Genomic DNA, 2249 nt, shown 5'->3' with positions numbered 1-2249 from the left:
ATCGAACTTCGTTCGATGGATATTGTAAATGGGAGTGATCAAGTCGATCGAGCTATTAGTACCGGTAAGCTACATGCGTTGCCGCACTTCCACACCCGGCCTATCAACGTGGTAGTCTTCCACGGCTCTGATAGGGAATACTCGTTTTTAGGTGGGTTTCCCGCTTAGATGCCTTCAGCGGTTATCCCGTCCGTATATAGCTACCCTGCTATGCCGTTGGCACGACAACAGGTCCACCAGAGATACGTCCATCCCGGTCCTCTCGTACTAGGGACAGATCCTATCAATATTCCTACACCCACGGCAGATAGGGACCGAACTGTCTCACGACGTTCTGAACCCAACTCACGTACCGCTTTAAATGGCGAACAGCCATACCCTTGGGACCTGCTCCAGCCCCAGGATGCGATGAGTCGACATCGAGGTGCCAAACAACCCCGTCGATATGGACTCTTGGGGGTCATCAGCCTGTTATCCCCGGCGTACCTTTTATCCGTTGAGCGATGGCCCTTCCACGCGGGACCACCGGATCACTATGACCGACTTTCGTCTCTGCTCGACTTGTCAGTCTTGCAGTCAGGCAGGCTTATGCCATTGCACTCGACGAACGATTTCCGACCGTTCTGAGCCTACCATCGCGCGCCTCCGTTACTCTTTAGGAGGCGACCGCCCCAGTCAAACTACCCACCATACACGGTCCTGGACCCGGATAACGGGCCGCAGTTAGACATCCATATAGATAAGGGTGGTATTTCAAGGATGACTCCACAATGGCTGGCGCCACTGCTTCAAAGTCTACCACCTATCCTACACATGTCGACACGAATGCCAGTGTAAAGCTATAGTAAAGGTGCACGGGGTCTTTCCGTCTAACCGCAGGAACCCCGCATCTTCACGGGGAATTCAATTTCACTGAGTCTGCGTTGGAGACAGCGGGGAAGTCGTTACGCCATTCGTGCAGGTCGGAACTTACCCGACAAGGAATTTCGCTACCTTAGGACCGTTATAGTTACGGCCGCCGTTTACTGGGGCTTCAATTCAATGCTTGCACATCTCCTCTTAACCTTCCAGCACCGGGCAGGCGTCAGACCCTATACGTCGTCTTGCGACTTCGCAGAGCCCTGTGTTTTTGGTAAACAGTCGCTACCCCCTGGTCTGTGCCACCCTCATCTAGTTGCCTAAATAAGGGTCACGCTTCTTCCGAAGTTACGCGTGCATTTTGCCGAGTTCCTTCAACGCAGTTCTCTCAAGCGCCTTGGTATTCTCTACCAGTCCACCAGTGTCGGTTTAGGGTACGGTCTATATGCAGGAGCTATTTCCTGGAACCGCTTCGCTGCACATTCAATCCAATAAGAATGTACAACACACGCAATCCGTCACTACCTGCAGGCCCACGAATATTAACGTGGTTCCCATCGACTACGCCTTTCGGCCTCGCCTTAGGGGCCGGCTAACCCTGCTCAGATTAACTTTAAGCAGGAACCCTTGGACTTTCGGCGAGGGAGTCTCTCACTCCCTTTATCGTTACTCATGTCAGCATTCTCACTTCCGATACCTCCAGGATGTCTCACGACTGTCCCTTCACAGGCTTACGGAACGCTCCGCTACCACGCACATACGTGCATCCACAGCTTCGGTGTATGGCTTTAGCCCCGGTACATTTTCGGCGCAAAGACCCTTATTTAGACCAGTGAGCTGTTACGCTTTCTTTAAATGATGGCTGCTTCTAAGCCAACATCCTGGTTGTTTTGGGATCCTCACATCCTTTCCCACTTAGCCATAACTTAGGGACCTTAGATGGTGGTCAGGGTTGTTGCCCTCTTCACGACGGACGTTAGCACCCGCCGTGTGTCTGCCCAGTAGTACTCCCCGGTATTCGGAGTTTGATTAGGATCAGTAAGACGGTGAGTCCCCATAGCCCATTCAGTGCTCTACCCCCGGGGGTATTCGCTGGACGCTCTACCTAAATAGATTTCGCGGAGAACCAGCTATCTCCAAGTTTGATTGGCCTTTCACCCCTAGCCACAAGTCATCCCGATCTATTGCAACAGATATGGGTTCGGTCCTCCAGTACGTGTTACCGTACCTTCAACCTGCTCATGGCTAGATCACTTGGTTTCGGGTCTAATGCAACGAACTGAACGCCCTATTCAGACTCGCTTTCGCTACGCCTACACCTACCGGCTTAAGCTTGCTCGTTACACTAAGTCGCTGACCCATTATACAAAAGGTACGCTGTCACCCAGAAC

Annotated in this window: 1 rRNA gene; it reads right to left on the bottom strand. The window is 52.3% G+C overall.

The features are described 5' to 3' along the window. Positions 1-34: 34 nt before the first annotated feature. A 23S ribosomal RNA gene (locus ABWV94_RS23335) occupies positions 35-2249 on the bottom strand; the annotation flags it as partial.

It is taken from the genome of Brucella sp. NBRC 12953 (assembly GCF_040369775.1).
GTDB lineage: Bacteria > Pseudomonadota > Alphaproteobacteria > Rhizobiales > Rhizobiaceae > Brucella > Brucella pseudogrignonensis.
This window is presented reverse-complemented; position numbering and strand designations above follow the sequence as displayed.